This window comes from Leclercia sp. 119287, from assembly GCF_009734485.1.
GTDB classification, from domain to species: Bacteria; Pseudomonadota; Gammaproteobacteria; order Enterobacterales; family Enterobacteriaceae; genus Enterobacter; species Enterobacter adecarboxylatus_C.
In genome coordinates this window covers 601,741-616,738 of record NZ_CP046445.1, presented here as the reverse complement: position 1 = coordinate 616,738, position 14,998 = coordinate 601,741, and the positions used below count along the sequence as shown (strand labels likewise).

Sequence of the window (14,998 nt, the reverse complement as noted above, 5' to 3'; positions counted from 1 at the left end):
TACCTGCTCCCTTGCCCCTTCGCCTTTTCTCCCTCTATCCTTAACCCTATGGAAAAACTCGCTGAACTCAAACGCGCCAAGCTCCTGGCGCTGTCGCTGCTGCTGATTGCTGCCGCGACCTTTATCGCCACCCTCTTCCTGCCACAGACTTTCTGGGTGCGGGGGGTGAAAGCTATTGCCGAAGCGGCGATGGTCGGCGCCCTGGCCGACTGGTTTGCCGTGGTGGCCCTGTTCCGCCGGGTGCCGATCCCCTTTATCTCGCGTCATACGGCAATTATCCCTCGCAACAAGGACAGGATTGGTGACAATCTTGGCCAGTTCGTGCAGGAGAAATTCCTCGATACCCAGTCGCTGGTGGCGCTGATCCGCCAGCATGAACCGGCTCTGCTTATCGGTAACTGGTTCAGCAAGCCGGATAACGCCCAGCGCGTCGGGCAGCATATCATGCAGGTGATGAGCGGTTTCCTTGAGCTGACCGACGACGGGCGCATCCAGCGGATGCTTAAGCGGGCGGTGCATAAGGCGCTGGATAAGGTCGATTTCAGCGAAACCAGCGCCGCGATGCTGGAGAGCATGACCAAAAACAGCCGCCATCAGGTACTGCTGGATGCGGTGATTAACCGCCTGATTACGCTCCTGCAACGCGACAGCACCCGCGACTTTATCGCCGCGCAAATCGTTCACTGGCTGAAGACCGAGCACCCGCGCAAGGCGATGATCCTGCCCACCGAGTGGCTGGGGGATCAGAGCGCCGAGCTGGTCTCCAATGCGGTGAATGCCATCCTGGATGACGTCAGCCACGACCGCACCCATCAGATCCGTCAGGCCTTCGATCGCGCGGTGCTTAAGCTGGTGGATAATCTGAAAAACGATCCTGAAACCGCGGCCAAAGCTGAGAACATCAAAGAATATCTGAAGAACGACGAGGCCTTTAACCGCTATCTTGGGGAGATGTGGGCCGACCTGCGCCAGTGGCTGAAAGCCGACATGCAGAGCGACGACTCCCGCGTGAAGCAGCGCCTCGCCAACGCTGGCCTGTGGTTCGGTGAAACCCTGGTGGCGGACACCAACCTGCGCGCCTCCCTGAACGAGCATCTGGAGCAGGCCGCCCATCGCGTGGCGCCGGATTTTGCCCGCTTCCTCACCCGCCATATCAGCGACACGGTCAAAGGCTGGGATGCCAAAGATATGTCCCGGCAGATTGAGCTCAACATCGGCAAGGATCTGCAGTTTATCCGGGTCAACGGCACCCTGGTGGGCGGCACCATCGGGCTGATCCTGTTCCTGCTGTCGCAACTGCCCGAAGTGCTGCCCCTGCTCACCCGGTAAGGGCTACGGATTACGGATCACGTAGCGCGTCGGGGCAAAGCAGTTAAGGATCAGATGCATCAGGAACACCAGGGTCAGGGTTGCCACCAGCGCCACCGTCACCGAGACGATACGGTAGAGATCGCTGAACACCAGGTCGCCGTCAGGGTGCATGTTCTGGCCGAACATAATCCCGATAGTGGTGATGCTGGCAAAACCGACCCCGGCCCCGACCTTCTCCATCACGTGCAGGCGGGCGCCAAACGCCAGCCCGAGGCCGATCAGCGGCATCATCAGCAGCATGTGGCTGCTGTGATCGTACAGCACCAGCTGCACCACCAGAATGTACAGGCAGCCGAGCACCACCCCGACCACGCGCCACAGGGAGCTCATCACCGCCCCGCGGTAGTGCATCGGGAAGAGGATCAGGACCCCGGCCATCAGCGCCGACAGCGAATCGCTGAGATCGCTTATCTGGAACACTACAAAAATCAGCGTCGCCACGGTGCCGGAGAGCAGCGACTCATGGCGCACCCGGGCGGCATCTTTCTCCAGACGCGGCGGCGGCGTACGCGGTTCGACATCCGGCAGCAGATAGTGCATCAGCGCGCTCAGGCACACCGCCATCACGCTGGCTTCGAGATTGGAGAACAGCAGCGTGTGCCAGTTAGTGGTGGGGTAGCTCATAAAGTTGAGCATGGTGCTCTGGCACACCACCCCCATCGAGCCAAACAGAAACAGCGGCCCCTGGCTCATAAAACGAAAACGCATCACGTAGAGGCCAAACACCACCAGGGTCATGACGACCGGCCACTGCGCCAGATAGCCAATAATAAACACCATTTCGAGGCAGTTCAGCGCGGAACTGAACACAAACTGTTTTGCGACGTGGCGGTTAAACACCGGCACCAGCGACAGGAGCATAATCGGGTAGATCACGAAGAAGACCCCGTAGCTGGTGTTGTAAAAGCTCGACACGCTCAGGGCAATCATCCCGGCAAACACGATCCGCAGCGTCTGACGAAAGTCGTTGGCGGTGTAGACGATGTTGCCGTGCGGGGTAAAGACCCGCGCCAGGGTATTAATAGACATAATGATCAGTAGACATAGTGCAGCAGGCTGACGAGGTGGATCTGCATCCCGGAGAAGAAGCGGGCAAACGGACCTTCGCTGTTATAGAGCTGCACGGTGGCGCGCGCCCCGGTCGGCAGGTGCTTCGGCAGGGCTTCGTCCAGCGCCACGTGGATGCGCATGCGCTGGGCATCACGCACCCAGCGGTTGGAGGTCTCGGGCTCCGACAGTTGGCCATTGACCGCCTCCTGTCCCGCTAAAATACCGGCGTCGCTGCTGGTGACGTGAGCGCGGAATACGCGGCCCGGGAAGGCGTCAAATACCACCGCGGCATCGGTGTCCTGGTGGGTATGGCGCAGGCTCTTTTCGCGGAAATCGGCGACGATATCGCTCTGGTTGTTCACCAGCGCCAGCGCCGCCGAGCCGGAGGCGGCATAAAAGCCGGGGCTCAGCTGGACGTTGCTGACCGTGCCGTCAGCTTCGGCGTAGATCTTCGTCCAGCCGAGGTTGAGTTCGGCCTCGTCCAGCGCGTTGCGGTATTTTTGCAGGGTCACGTTACGGCTTTCGTCACGCTCGCCGCGCTCAATGCGCAGCTGATGAATGCTGGCGTCCAGATTGGCAACGGCCTGCTCGCTGCTCTGCCACGTAGTGCGGACTTTATCCAGATCCGCCTGGGAGACGTTCTGCAGGGTGCTGAGTTTCTGATAGCGATCAAAGGTCACTTTATCGTTGCGGGCGGTGAGCTGGGCGGTTTTCAGGCTGGCCTGGGCCGCCACGATTTGCGCATCCAGCTGCTGGTTGGCGAGACGCGCCTGCTGCAGAGCAATCTCGGCGGCCTCGACCTTATTGCGGAACGGGGTCGGGTCGAGCTCAAACAGCAGATCGCCCTTCTTCACCTGGCTGTTGTTGTGCACGTGCACCGCCGCCACATAGCCGGAGACGCGCGCCGATACCGGCGTCACCACGCGCATCACGGTGGCGTCCGGCGTCAGCGGGATCCAGATATCCGCGACAATAAAATAGACAAACATCAGCAGGAAAGAGGCAATACTCACCCTTACCCAGCGGGCAAACTTTTGTTCAGGGGTCATGATTATTCGGTCTTGTTATCTTCTTCGCGGATTGTCCGCAAATTGCAGGCGATTTGATTGAGTGTGGCGCTAAAAATGTCGAGATGCTCCGGGGCGATATTCTGCGATACCCGCGTCTGGAACGTTTCGATTACCTGGGTCAGCGTTTTCAGCACCGCGTTCCCCTCGGGCGTGAGCGTCAGCAGCCGGATGCGCTTGTCATAAGGCGATGTGGTGCGCAGCAGGTAGCCCTGCTTTTCCAGCTGTGAAAGGGTGCGCATCAGCGGCGGCAGTTCAATACCCTGCACTTCCGCCAGTTCGCTCACCGAGACGTTATCCCCCAGCTGCTTCAGCTGCATCATCACCGTCCAGCTCGACTGGGTTAACCCGGTCTCAAGAATGGCGTCGTCAATCACCGCGCGCCACTGACGCACAATCATTGCCATCCGCATGCCCATTGGCCTGCGGCAGAACAGATCTTCTTCACGCATGGGGAAACCTCGCTTCACACGCTGAGAAGATAATAGTTATCAGGGTAAGTATCAAGAAACGAGAATCTAAACAGCAGGATTTGCGAAAGCGGGCCCTGCCTGCGCACGATCGATCTTATCTGGAGGAAACATGCCTCTTGCGGAGATACGCTTCAACAGATAACCACTCGGTCAGGCGCTTATAAAGCAGAAGAATGGCCATCGGTAGCAGGGCGTTGATCCCCTGGCTGGTATCAGGGCCGGCAGGCGACATTTTTCCGGCGCTGTTAAACGGCACGTTGGCCAGTCTTAACAGACTAAAATAGTCCATGCGTAACAGATGCGGGAGGCTCTCCTGAGTAAACTTGCACAGGCATTCATGATAAATACGCCACTGTTTCTCTTCGCTATCGGCAGTTTCGATCAGGATCAACAACGCTTTTTCCAGACTTTTTTGTGCAGTAATCATTCTTTCCATACAGGTCCCTTACACCATCAAACACGTTCATCAAATTTCTTATACAACCCGGTCAGACTGGTCACGGCAAACTTACGATAAATATTGCGTCGATGATGGCTGACGGTTTTTCCGGTCACATCCAGGTAGCGCGTAATCTCTTTATTCTTTTTTCCCGACACAATATAAGGCAGCAGCATCGTCTCCATTTTGGTTAAAGGTTGTTGTTTTTCAAGATGATGCCAGCGAACATTTTTAAAAATAGTCACCGGCTGATCTTCCAGCGCAAAGTGTGCAAGGCAGGCGCGTAGCTGGCGTACAGCACTTTTACAGTCGATGGTGTAATCAGCGATGGTGTTAATTAAAATATTATCAATCGTGCTTTCGTAGCAGACATCGCGGGTGATAAAAATAAAATAGCTCTGCTGATAACGATTTTTGACCTCCAGCAGGGCATTCAGAACGTTAATGTCGGATTGACCATAATCCACCACAATGGCTTTTGTCCGGACCAGATCGTCTTTTGTCGCGTCGTTAATATCATCCAGATAAAGCACCCGTTGAAACGACGGTGAGTCGTTCATAAGCTGATCGGCCAGCATGGCAAAGCCCTGCTGAAAATATCTACAGGATGTTAATACTATAATCATCGTCTATATCCCTGGCATCACTGTGGATTAATTCATAATCATCGAGAATGTAATAATTTTCAATTAACACTTTTCCCGATGATTATAGGAATAGTCTTAAGCGCTTCGCGGCAATTCGTGCCTTCCCTTACAAAAAAGCCTATTTCTGGGGAATGTTATGCTGGAATTACAGAGGGCTATCTTCCTGTTAAGACTTTTCCAATAAAAAAGAGAGCCGCATACCCGGGTATGCAGCTCTTTTTTATAGAGGAAAGAATATTAATTGATCACGCTATGCGAAGGATTCTGAGTTCCATTATTCGCGTCAGAAAATAAGAGAAACTGTGACGCCGAAATGTACTGTTCAACCGCATTCCAGGCCACCACGTCGGTATACAGCTCCGTAATCTGAGTCAACAGACACTGATGCCCGTTCACGCCTGGCGCATAAGCGATTGTATTACCGCTACTTGTTTCGATAAGCACAGCCAGAAGGGCTTTAACATCCTTAAGCGCCTTGCGCAGCGTAAGGGGGACATCGTTATGGCCGAGACGTGAAATATAATTTTCTGACAGACAGGCAAGGCTGCCGGGTGTACAGGCCGTATTCGATAATGAAATAATACTCTGGAACAATACGCTTTCGGCGTAACTTTTTATTTTAGACACAATATATTCCCTTCCCTGTTAATAAATTACATCTTATAAGCATTCGAATGGTGAGCTGATAACAGCATCGGCTAATTTTTCATGCTGCGCTATTTTTGGCAAGCGCAAAAATTATAAACTTTGACATGAGACAATTCTCAAGCTTTGCGTATTTAGATAAGAAATGATTTTTATTTTATATATAGTTCAGATGAATAAATAACCGTAGAAATGGTTGATGTTTTCTTACCTGGGCTGCGGGTCGTGCGGTCGGTGTTTTTGCAGGCCCGGCAAGCTTGCGCCGCCGGGCGTTTCCTCAGCGGCTAAAATGCCGATCGATGGCACGCTGGCCGGACGGGGTTACGCTCACTTCGCGAAACCCCGCTACCCGCTGGATCCAGCCTTTGGTGTCCATATGAACCAGCAGCGCCGCGCCCGCCTCACCGCCCAGATGGAAGCGGCGCTCGCTCCAGTCCAGACAGGCGCAGCAGGCTTTACGCCGGGATCTGGCGTTTAAGGCGATCCCCAGGGACAGAAACGCCTCGCGCCCGACAGGGGTAAGAGCCGATCCATCCGCCGTCAGCCAGCCTGCCGCCTGCATAAAATCATATATCTGCACCGCCACCGTGCCCGCCAGATGGTCGTAGCAGGTGCGGGCGTGACGCATCGATTCCGGTGCCGTCGTCTCCGGCGGCGTGATCCGCCCCCAGGACAGCCCCATCATCTGCTCCACCAGCGCCGCAACGTCATGCCCCGCCAGCCGGTAGTAGCGATGCCGCCCCTGAGAAAGACAGGTTATCAGCCTCCCCTCCAGTAGACGGGTGAGATGCCCGCTGGCGGTAGAAGGCGCCACATCCGCCACGGCGCTGAGTTCGGTGGCGGTCCACGCCCGTCCGTCCATCAGGGCGCAGAGCATTTTTACCCGTGACGGGTCGGCCATCGCCGCGGCGACCGCAGCCACGGCCAGCTCCAGCGTGGCGCTGTTATCAGGAGGTAAACTGGTCTTTAGCATTGGCAACCCACGGCCCGGTGATCTCTGCGGCCAGCTTATCATTATCCGTCAGCAGAATAAGGTGGTTCGCATGATCGCTGTACTGGGTCAGGATGGACACCCCCTGCGCTGCCAGCGCGGCGGCAATCTCTCCCAGCTCGCCGGGACGCTCCTGTTTCAGCTTTCGGATCAGCGGCTTTCGCACCGCCTGCACGTTAAAACCGCCGTCGAGCAGCACGCGCCGGGCTTTTTCGCCCTCCTCCACCAGAAAATGCGCCTCCACGCCAAAGACGCCCCCGCCCTCGAGCCCTACGCCGTTGCGCCCCAGCAGCTGACCAAAGCGCGCCAGTTCGCCCGGCACAGTGTTGAAAATCACATGAACGTCATACATCGGCATGTCCTCCGGTCTCTGAGGCGTATTCCCGCACCACCTGCGCCACGCGAATCCGGTAACAGGCAAAGATCGACGCCCGCCCTTCGGCCTGCGCGGCCTGGTGAAAGACGTTTTGCTTCCACTTCAGGATCGCTTCCTCATCCCGCCACCAGGAGAGGGAGAGGATTTTTCCGTCGTTGGTCAGGCTCTGGAAACGTTCGATATCGATAAAGCCGTCGATATCCGCCAGCAGCGGTTTTAGCCCGGCGGCCAGCTGCAGGTAACGCGCCTGATGCGCGGGTTGCGCTCTGGCTTCAAACAGGACTGCAATCATGAGGATCTCTCCGTTGTGGGGTTAAGGAGAGGATGCAGGAAAGAAAAACGTGATGCTTCGGTGAGGAGCGAAATGTTATCGCCCGGATTGAAAAAAATCCTGTTCAGTTTTATAGTTCTTGTACGGAATCTATCCGTACATAAAGATAACCCCGGAGTAAAAATGCCAGCACTGAAAAAACAGCGCATCGACCTCAGGTTAACTGACGAAGACAAAGATCTGATCGAAGAAGCTGCGGCGATGACTAACCAGACAATCACCCAGTTTATGGTTAACAGTGCCTCGGAACGGGCTGCCGAAGTCATTGAGCAGCATCGCCGCCTGATCCTTAATGAAGATTCGTGGAAACGCGTTATGGATGCACTCGACAACCCGCCAGAGCCCAATGAGAGGCTGAAACGCGCAGCAAGACGTCTGCAAAACATGGAGTAAGACGTGGCTAATCTGACGATAAGGATGTTTTCGCAAACGACTCACTGTGATTTAACAGGCTTCAACTGCGGGGAAGATACCCTCAACCGTTTTCTGTGTGAGCATCTTGCACGCCAGCACGTTGGGCGCTTGTTACGCGCTTATCTTCTCGTCACCGATGACCCTACGCCTAAAGTGCTGGGCTACTATACGTTGTCCGGCAGTTGCTTTGAGAAAGAGACCCTGCCATCAAAAACGCAGCAGCGCAAAGTGCCCTATGTCAATGTACCCAGCGTCACGTTAGGGCGCCTCGCAATACACCAGGATCTGCAGGGTCAGGGCTGGGGGATGACGCTGGTGACACATGCCATGAAAGTGGTCTGGCTGGCGTCGCAGGCTGTGGGCATTCACGGCATGTTTGTGGATGCGCTCAACGATAAGGCGAAAGATTTTTATCTGACGCTCGGCTTTATTCCTTTAACGGGTAGCAACGCCGATGCTCTTTTTTATCCCACAAAATCCATTGAAAAGCTGTTTGCCGAATAAACCGCGAATTGCCGGGTGGCGCTGCGCTTACCCGGCCAACAAAGGCACTAACTGTAGGCCCGGCAAGCCTGCGCCGCCGGGCGATGTTTTAGCCGAGGATCGACTTCGGTTCCATAAACGCGCTGATCCCCCATGTACCCATCTCGCGCCCCACGCCGGAGTGTTTGAACCCACCAAAGGGCGCTTGAGGCTCATGGGCGAGGGTATTCACCAGCACGCGACCGGACTGGATCTGCGCCGCCACACGGCGGGCACGAGCCACATCGCCGCCCAGCACCAGCGCGCTCAGGCCGTAGTCGGTGTCGTTGGCAATGGCGATGGCTTCGGCCTCGTCGCGATAAGCAATCACACACAGCACCGGACCAAAAATCTCTTCGCGGGCGATGGTCATCTGGTTGTGGACATCGGTAAACAGCGTCGGGCGGACAAACCAGCCGTCCCGGGTGCCTTCCGGTCGCCCTTCTCCGCCCGCCAGCAGGCGCGCCCCCTCTGCTAGCCCTCGCTGGATATACCCCTGCACCCGCTGCCACTGTTTCTCGCTCACCATCGGGCCGACCCCGGTGGCGCTGTCGCGCGGATCGCCGGACTTCACCGCTGCGATGGCCTGAGCCAGCGCCTGCTCGAATTCCGCTTTCCGCGACTGCGGCACCAGAATGCGCGTACCGGCCACACACGCCTGCCCGCTGTTCATCAGACCGGCCTGCACCGCCAGCGGAACGGCCTGTTTGATATCGGCATCGTCGAGGATCAGGGTCGGGGATTTGCCGCCCAGCTCCAGGGTGACGCGGGTAAAGTTCTCCGCCGCGTTACGCAGGATCGCTTTGCCGGTCTGCGTTGAACCGGTAAACGAGATTTTCGCAACAAGAGGGTGACGGCTGATTGTCTCCCCCACCGTGTCGCCGCGCCCGGTGACGATGTTAAACACCCCCGGCGGCAGGTCGGCGGCGTGCAACGCCTCGGTCACGATCTGCGTCTGCAGGGCGCTCATCTCGCTGGCCTTGATCACCGCCGTGCAGCCTGCGGCCAGCGCTGCCGCCAGTTTGCCGCAGATAAAGCCCGCATCGCTGTTCCACGGGGTGATGAGCCCGGCGACGCCGAGCGGCGTCATCTCTACCCGGGCCGCCCCAGCCGTCATCACGAATTCAAACGCCTCCAGCGCCGCGATGGCCTGGCCGATCGCCTCCGCCGGATAGCTCGCCATCCACGCCGAGCGCGACGCGGGGGCACCATACTCCTCAATCACCGCCTCCAGCAGATCGTCGTGCCGGGCCGCCACGGCAGCCTGCATCCGCTGTAGCGCGGCAATGCGTTCCTGTTTGCGGGTTTGCGACCACGCCGGAAAAGCGGCTTTTGCGGCGGCAATAGCGCGTTCGGCATCCACTGCATCGGCCAGACGCACCTGGCCCATCACCCGGGCCGTCGCCGGGTTAAAGAGATCAAAACGTTCGGTGCCGTGTGGGGTAACAAATTCGCCGTTGATATAAATCTGTTCGATGTGATGCATATAAACCTCCTCAGGCTGGATGCACCCAGTCTGGCACGCCTTCTCCGTTACGATAATCCACGCTATGCTGCAAAGGTTGTTTCGATTTTCAGGATAATCTATGCACCGTTCAGGACTGACCGAGCTGGAAGTGGTGATGGCCGTGGTGCGTCGCGGCAGCTTTCGCGCCGCCGCCCAGGAGCTGGGAATGTCGGCCACCGCCGTGAGCAACGCCGTTGCCGGGCTGGAATCCCGCCTGCAAACGCGCCTGTTTAACCGCACCACCCGCAGCGTGGGGCTCACCGACGCCGGGCAGCGCTATGTGGCACGCATCGGCCCGGCGTTGCAGGAAATTCGACAGGCAGACGAAGAGATCCACAGCGAGACCGACGAGCCTGCCGGCACCCTGCGCCTGAACGTTCCCAATAACGTCGGCACGCTGTTCCTGGATGCACTGCTGATCGACTACATGATCCGCTACCCGAAAATGCGCGTCGAGACGGTGAGTGAAGCGCGGATGATCGATATCGTGGCGGAAGGTTACGACGCCGGGGTGCGCCTTGCGGAGTCGGTGCCGCAGGACATGATCTCCGTGCCGCTCACCCCCGACATTCGTCAGCTCGTCACCGCCACGCCGGACTATTTTGCCCGCTACGGCACCCCGCAAACCCCGGACGATCTGCTGCATCACCAGGGGATCGGCATGCGGATGGCCCACGGGGGGATCTATCGCTGGGAGCTGGCGCGACGCGGGGAGCAGATCGCCCTGGCGGTGCCGCCGCGTTTTGCCACCTCGGATCTCTTTGCCTCGATCCGGGCGGTGAAAGCGGGGTTGGGGGTCGGATTTTTGCCGGAACTCTATATTCAGCAGGAGCTGCAAAGCGGGGAGCTGGTGAGCGTGCTGGACGAGTGGTCGCAGCCCTTTGCCGGGCTGCGCCTCTACTACCCCGGCCATCGCCACGTCCCGCCGGGGCTGCGGGCGCTGGTGGCGATGATCCGTGAGCGCGGTCTTACTCAAGGTTAGCTTTGTTCAGGCCGTAGGCGCCATCCAGCGCGCCGGGTTCCATACGGGAAGTGATCCCCAGACGGTTCCAGGCGTTGATCGCCACGATCGCAAAGTTCAGCTCGGAGATCTCAATCTCCGAATAGTGTTCCGCCACGCTGCGGTACAGCACGTCGCTGACGCCGTGCGGGCCGATCTGGGTCAGGGCTTCGGTGAAGGCCAGGGCCGCTTTTTCACGGGCGCTGAACAGGGGTGACTCGCGCCATGCGGTCAGATGGTACAGGCGCAGCTCGCGCTCGCCGGCAATTTTGGCCTCTTTCGAATGCATATCCAGACAGAAGGTGCAGCCGTTGAGCTGGGAGACGCGGATGTCGATCAGGTGCTTCAGCGCCGGGTCGATGGAGGTCTGGCTCACCGCCATGCTCAGGTCGGACAGCGCTTTAGCGAGGGCAGGTGTGGCTTTATGGTGGTTAACGCGAGTGCTCATTGTCTTTCTCCGGGTGTGCGGCATAGGAAATGCGATGGGGCAAATTTACGCCGTTCATGACATAGTAAAAAGATACAAAAAGCGCGAAACGAGGTAGGACATGAAGCCGGGCTATCATGAAATTTATACCCGCTATCGGGACAACATCACCCGCGGCGTCCTCAAGCCCGGCGACAAGGTGCCCGCCATCCGCGTGCTGGCGGAAGAGCTGAAGGTGGCACGCAAAACGGTTGAAACCGCCTACGCCATTCTGACCGGCGAGGGCTATCTGGTGAGCCAGGGCGCGCGCGGCACGCGGGTGAACCCGGATCTCACGCTTCCCGTCACGCCCCCGCCGCCCGACGATCCGCTTACCGGCCAGCTGCCGGAATCGCTGGTCAGCCAGCGGGAACGGGCGGGCTTTTTGCGCCCCGGCATCCCGGCGCTGGACAGCTTCCCGTATAAGAAATGGCTGCTGCTGGCGGGCCATGCGGTGCGCGCCATGCGTCAGGAGGAGATGCTCAACCCGCCGGTGATGGGCTGGTCTCCCCTGCGCCAGGCGATCGCCAGCTACCTCAACATTTCGCGCGGCTTGTCCTGCACGCCAGAGCAGGTGCTGATCACCAGCGGCTACAGCGGCAGCCTGCGGCTGATCCTCGATACCCTCGCCAGCCGTAACGATAAGGTGGTATTTGAAGATCCGGGCTATTTTATGGGCCAGCAGCTGCTCCGGCGGATCGTGCCGCGCCTGCACACCGTGCCGGTGGATCGTTCAGGCATGGACACCGGGTATCTGCTGCGCCACCACCCCGACGCCCGGTTCGTTATCGTCACCCCGTCGCACCAGAGCCCGCTGGCGGTCACGCTGTCGCTGCCCCGTAGACAGCAGCTGCTCGACTGGGCCGGGCAGAACGATGCCTGGATCATTGAAGATGACTACGACGGCGAGTTTCACTACACCCGCAAGGTACTGCCGTCACTGAAAAGCCTCGATCGTCAGGATCGGGTGATCTACATGGGCACCTTCAGCAAAACCGTGATGCCGTCCCTGCGCCTCGGCTACGTGGTGATGCCCGCCAGCACGGTATCGGCCTTCAACGATTGCGCCGATCTGCTTGCCAGCGGCCAGCCGGTGCTGACGCAAAAGATCCTCACCGCCTTCCTCAACGAGGGCCACTTCTTCCGCCATCTGAAAAAGATGCGCGCCCTCTATCAGCAGCGCCGCGACTGGATGATTGCCGCCCTGCACGAGGTCTACGGGGATCGATTCTTCACCGAGCAGAACGACGGCGGGATGCATATCGTGGCGTTTCTAACCAAAGGCAGCTGCGACCAGGCGATCGCCCACTGCTGGCAACAGCAGCAGTTGCAGGTGAATGCCCTGTCGGCGTGGTACAGCGGGTCGGATAAACGTTACGGGCTGGTGATGGGGTATAACAACGTGCGCAGCTATGAAGAGGCCGTTGCGCTACTCACGCGGCCAAAAAGCCAAACCTGCGATCTTCTGAAATAACAACTCCCTGATTTTGCACCACAAAAAGCCGTTTCCGGATAATCATTCAGGTATGAATTACCGCCACTGCCTTTATAATCAACGCGCAAAATAACACTTCTAAGGACAAGAAAAATGAAATCACTACTGGGATTCGACTATCTGTTAACGCCGCGCGTGCTGGTCTTTTTCTACTGGATCGCCATGCTGTTTATCCTCATCGGCGGGCTCTACTCCATGTTTACCGAGCATCTGTTCGCCGGATTTTTCGGCATGGTGTTCAGCCTGATCGGCACCCGCGTGATGTTCGAGCTGATCATGGTAGCGTTTAAAAATAACGAATATCTGCGCCGTATCGCAGAGAACACCGGGAAATCCACCGTAGAGTGAGGCCTTTATGCCGGGTGGCGGCTTCGCCTTACCCGGCCTACGGTTCGTGCCCTTCCAGGCCCGGTAAGCGCAGCGCCACCGGCCAATACCCTACATATCAAATCGCGACAGCCCCACATCCTTTAGCTGCTCATCGCTCATCTGGCTCAGAATGCGGCGCGTGCGGTTAACGCGATACCACTTTTTCACTGCCCGCCCGATCCAGATAAACACCGCAAACGGCCGTTTGGCCCGGTTTTCGTAAAATTCCATGATGCGCTCCTCATCGTGTCTGTGGAGTTATCATCACGGAAATCGGGGCCTGCAATACAGATTCAAAAACAACTTTTGTTTAACATACAGATCCGCTAAAACAGTATCTGAATGCCGTTTTTCACGGCAATCTGTACTGGTTTTTAGATCTGTATGGTGACAACCAAGGATACAGCATGACGCGCTACCAACATCTGGCCAATCTCCTGGCGCAACGCATTGAACACGGGCTGTATCGCAGCGGGGAGCGTTTACCCTCAGTGCGCGCGCTGAGCCAGGAGCACGGCGTCAGCATCAGCACCATCCAGCAGGCCTATCAGATCCTCGAAAATTTACAGCTGATCACCCCCCAGCCGCGCTCCGGCTACTTCGTCTCCTCGCGCAAAGCGCAGCCGCCCGTCCCGGCGATGACCCGCCCGGTGCAGCGTCCGGTAGAGGTGACCCAGTGGGATGAGGTGATGATGCTCCTTGATGCCCGCGCCGATAAGGAGATGATCTCCTTTGGCGGCGGCTCGCCGGATCTGAACCAGCCGAGCCTGAAGCCGCTGTGGCGCGAGATGAGCCGCATTGCCCAGCACCATCCCGGGGAGATGCTAAGTTACGACGTGCTGGAGGGGCGGCAGGAGCTGCGCGAGCAGATCGCCCGCCTGCTGCTGGACGGTGGCTCGACGGTGGCGGCGAACGAAATTGTGATCACCAACGGCTGCCACGGGGCGCTGTCGCTGGCGCTGCTTTCAGTGTGCCAGCCGGGGGATATCGTGGCGGTAGAGTCGCCGTCGTTCCACGGCACCATGCAGATGCTGCGCGGGTTTAACATCAAGGCGATCGAGATCCCCACCGATCCGCAAACCGGGATCAGCATTGAAGCCCTGGAGCTGGCGCTCGAGCAGTGGCCGATCAAAGCGGTGATCCTGGTGCCCAACTGCAATAACCCGCTCGGGTTTATCATGCCGGAGGCGCGCAAACGCCAGGTGCTGGCCCTTGCCCAGCGCCACGATATCGTCATCGTGGAGGATGATATTTACGGCGAGCTGGCGGCGGAGTACCCGCGCCCGCGCACCATCCACTCCTTTGATATCGACGGTCGCGTGCTGCTGTGCAGCTCCTTTACCAAAACCGTGGCCCCCGGGCTGCGCGTCGGCTGGATTGTGCCGGGGCGGTATTACGACCGGGTGATGCACATGAAATATGCCGCGGGCGGGTTTAACGTGCCCGGCACGCAGATGGCGGTGGCGGCGTTTATCCGCGACGGACACTACCATCGCCACGTGCGGCGTATGCGCCAGATTTATCAGCAGAATATGGAGCGTTACACCTGCTGGGTGCGGCAGTATTTCCCGGCGGAGATCTGCGTCACGCGCCCGCAGGGCAGTTTCCTGCTGTGGGTGGAGCTGCCGGAGAAGGTGGATATGGTGTGCGTCAGCAAGCAGCTGAGTCGCCTGAAGATCCAGGCCGCGGCGGGGTCGCTGTTTTCGGCGTCAGGGAAGTATCGTAACTGCCTGCGGATCAACGTGGCGTTACCGCCGAATGAGAAGAACCGTGAGGCGTTGAAGAAGATGGGCGAGGCGATTCATATTGCGATGGAGGAATAGTGCGGTCTCTTC

The 14,998-nt window shown here is 58.2% G+C and carries 19 protein-coding genes; 7 read left to right on the top strand and 12 right to left on the bottom strand.

What is annotated here, in order from left to right; genetic code table 11:
* The first annotated feature begins 48 nt into the window (after positions 1 to 48).
* Complete coding sequence (locus tag GNG27_RS02975) at positions 49 to 1,329, top strand: DUF445 domain-containing protein (protein WP_142488092.1); 1,281 nt, start codon at positions 49 to 51, stop codon at positions 1,327 to 1,329.
* A gap of 3 nt (positions 1,330 to 1,332) precedes the next feature.
* Here the strand turns inward: GNG27_RS02975 and GNG27_RS02970 are convergent, their stop codons facing one another.
* The 9 genes from GNG27_RS02970 to GNG27_RS02930 all read right to left on the bottom strand — a co-directional run bounded on the left by GNG27_RS02970 (position 1,333) and on the right by GNG27_RS02930 (position 7,351).
* Positions 1,333 to 2,400 (bottom strand): DUF2955 domain-containing protein, encoded by a 1,068-nt coding sequence (locus GNG27_RS02970; RefSeq protein WP_156262833.1) that lies wholly within the window; start codon positions 2,398 to 2,400, stop codon positions 1,333 to 1,335.
* 5 nt (positions 2,401 to 2,405) lie between these two features.
* Complete coding sequence (locus GNG27_RS02965) at positions 2,406 to 3,473, bottom strand: HlyD family secretion protein (RefSeq protein ID WP_142488090.1); 1,068 nt, start codon at positions 3,471 to 3,473, stop codon at positions 2,406 to 2,408.
* Positions 3,473 to 3,940: a MarR family winged helix-turn-helix transcriptional regulator gene (locus GNG27_RS02960; RefSeq protein WP_156262832.1), complete on the bottom strand. Its 468-nt coding sequence runs from the start codon at positions 3,938 to 3,940 to the stop codon at positions 3,473 to 3,475. Before GNG27_RS02960 ends, GNG27_RS02965 begins: the two co-directional genes overlap by 1 nt.
* Positions 3,941 to 4,055: 115 nt before the next feature.
* Positions 4,056 to 4,397, bottom strand: a complete 342-nt coding sequence (locus tag GNG27_RS02955) for a hypothetical protein (protein ID WP_156262831.1) — start codon at positions 4,395 to 4,397, stop codon at positions 4,056 to 4,058.
* 17 nt (positions 4,398 to 4,414) lie between these two features.
* On the bottom strand, positions 4,415 to 4,978 hold the full coding sequence (locus GNG27_RS02950; protein WP_185902332.1) for a helix-turn-helix transcriptional regulator: 564 nt from the start codon (positions 4,976 to 4,978) through the stop codon (positions 4,415 to 4,417).
* Positions 4,979 to 5,284: 306 nt separating this feature from the next.
* Complete coding sequence (locus GNG27_RS02945; protein WP_156262830.1) at positions 5,285 to 5,674, bottom strand: hypothetical protein; 390 nt, start codon at positions 5,672 to 5,674, stop codon at positions 5,285 to 5,287.
* Positions 5,675 to 5,969: 295 nt separating this feature from the next.
* Positions 5,970 to 6,665 (bottom strand): helix-turn-helix transcriptional regulator, encoded by a 696-nt coding sequence (locus GNG27_RS02940; RefSeq protein ID WP_156262829.1) that lies wholly within the window; start codon positions 6,663 to 6,665, stop codon positions 5,970 to 5,972.
* Entirely contained in the window at positions 6,640 to 7,035 is a 396-nt protein-coding gene (locus tag GNG27_RS02935; protein WP_142488084.1) for an amino acid-binding protein, read from the bottom strand. The genes GNG27_RS02940 and GNG27_RS02935 overlap by 26 nt, the downstream gene beginning before the upstream one ends.
* Complete coding sequence (locus GNG27_RS02930) at positions 7,028 to 7,351, bottom strand: antibiotic biosynthesis monooxygenase (protein WP_156262828.1); 324 nt, start codon at positions 7,349 to 7,351, stop codon at positions 7,028 to 7,030. The genes GNG27_RS02935 and GNG27_RS02930 overlap by 8 nt, the downstream gene beginning before the upstream one ends.
* A gap of 162 nt (positions 7,352 to 7,513) precedes the next feature.
* Between GNG27_RS02930 and GNG27_RS02925 the strand changes: the two genes are divergently transcribed.
* The gene (locus tag GNG27_RS02925; RefSeq protein WP_142488082.1) at positions 7,514 to 7,783 is read left to right on the top strand and encodes a DUF1778 domain-containing protein; all 270 of its coding nucleotides are present in this window, start codon (positions 7,514 to 7,516) and stop codon (positions 7,781 to 7,783) included.
* 24 nt (positions 7,784 to 7,807) lie between these two features.
* Complete coding sequence (locus GNG27_RS02920; RefSeq protein ID WP_156265027.1) at positions 7,808 to 8,308, top strand: N-acetyltransferase; 501 nt, start codon at positions 7,808 to 7,810, stop codon at positions 8,306 to 8,308.
* A gap of 88 nt (positions 8,309 to 8,396) precedes the next feature.
* Here the strand turns inward: GNG27_RS02920 and GNG27_RS02915 are convergent, their stop codons facing one another.
* Positions 8,397 to 9,812, bottom strand: a complete 1,416-nt coding sequence (locus tag GNG27_RS02915; RefSeq protein ID WP_156262827.1) for an aldehyde dehydrogenase family protein — start codon at positions 9,810 to 9,812, stop codon at positions 8,397 to 8,399.
* A 100-nt stretch (positions 9,813 to 9,912) separates the two neighbouring features.
* Between GNG27_RS02915 and GNG27_RS02910 the strand changes: the two genes are divergently transcribed.
* Positions 9,913 to 10,815 carry a LysR family transcriptional regulator gene (locus GNG27_RS02910; protein ID WP_156262826.1) on the top strand — a complete coding sequence of 301 codons (903 nt, stop codon included), beginning with the start codon at positions 9,913 to 9,915 and terminating at the stop codon, positions 10,813 to 10,815.
* On the opposite strand, the gene GNG27_RS02905 is transcribed toward GNG27_RS02910, so the two are convergent.
* On the bottom strand, positions 10,802 to 11,281 hold the full coding sequence (locus GNG27_RS02905; protein ID WP_142488079.1) for a carboxymuconolactone decarboxylase family protein: 480 nt from the start codon (positions 11,279 to 11,281) through the stop codon (positions 10,802 to 10,804). The genes GNG27_RS02910 and GNG27_RS02905 overlap by 14 nt on opposite strands.
* A 100-nt stretch (positions 11,282 to 11,381) precedes the next feature.
* Here GNG27_RS02905 and GNG27_RS02900 point away from each other — a divergent pair, with 100 nt between their 5' ends.
* Complete coding sequence (locus tag GNG27_RS02900; RefSeq protein WP_156262825.1) at positions 11,382 to 12,773, top strand: PLP-dependent aminotransferase family protein; 1,392 nt, start codon at positions 11,382 to 11,384, stop codon at positions 12,771 to 12,773.
* A gap of 114 nt (positions 12,774 to 12,887) precedes the next feature.
* The gene (locus GNG27_RS02895; RefSeq protein ID WP_156262824.1) at positions 12,888 to 13,142 is read left to right on the top strand and encodes a DUF4282 domain-containing protein; all 255 of its coding nucleotides are present in this window, start codon (positions 12,888 to 12,890) and stop codon (positions 13,140 to 13,142) included.
* Between the two features lie 90 nt (positions 13,143 to 13,232).
* Here the strand turns inward: GNG27_RS02895 and GNG27_RS02890 are convergent, their stop codons facing one another.
* Positions 13,233 to 13,394 (bottom strand): DUF1127 domain-containing protein, encoded by a 162-nt coding sequence (locus GNG27_RS02890; RefSeq protein ID WP_142488076.1) that lies wholly within the window; start codon positions 13,392 to 13,394, stop codon positions 13,233 to 13,235.
* Between the two features lie 176 nt (positions 13,395 to 13,570).
* Between GNG27_RS02890 and GNG27_RS02885 the strand changes: the two genes are divergently transcribed.
* Complete coding sequence (locus GNG27_RS02885) at positions 13,571 to 14,986, top strand: PLP-dependent aminotransferase family protein (protein WP_156262823.1); 1,416 nt, start codon at positions 13,571 to 13,573, stop codon at positions 14,984 to 14,986.
* Positions 14,987 to 14,998: the final 12 nt, after the last annotated feature.